This is a genomic window from Variovorax sp. KK3 (assembly GCF_001984055.1).
Classification (GTDB): Bacteria; Pseudomonadota; Gammaproteobacteria; order Burkholderiales; family Burkholderiaceae_C; genus Variovorax.
Genome location: NZ_LYVO01000206.1, coordinates 1 through 412 on the forward strand (window position 1 = coordinate 1; position 412 = coordinate 412).

The following is a 412-nucleotide window of genomic DNA, read 5'->3' on the forward strand; positions in this document are numbered from 1 at the left end:
CACGAGCGAGACCGACTTCAAGGGAATCGTCACCACAACGACCTGGGACACGGTGCGCCGCCTGCCCCTGTCGGTAACGCGGGCAGCCGGCACCCCGCAGGCCCAGACCACCACCACCCAGTGGCATTCCACCTTCGCGCTGCCGACGCTGGTGACGGAGGCCGGTCGCACCGCCACCTACTCCTACGACGACAAGGGCAACGTCCTCACCGAAGTCATCACCGACACGGCTTCGTCGCCCAACGCCACACAGACCCGGAGTTGGACCTGGAACGCTCAAGGTCTGGCCGCGACTGAAACCGCATCCGGCGGTGGTGTCACCCGCTTCGACTACGACCCCCGCGGCAACCTGCTGAAATCCACCAACGCCCTGGGCCACGACACCCTCTACGCCTACGACAGCGCCAACCGC

General features: G+C 66.7%; 1 pseudogene. It reads left to right on the top strand.

Annotated features, from left to right (window positions below):
• A pseudogene (locus B0W80_RS34175) lies at positions 1 to 412 on the top strand (hypothetical protein); the annotation flags it as partial.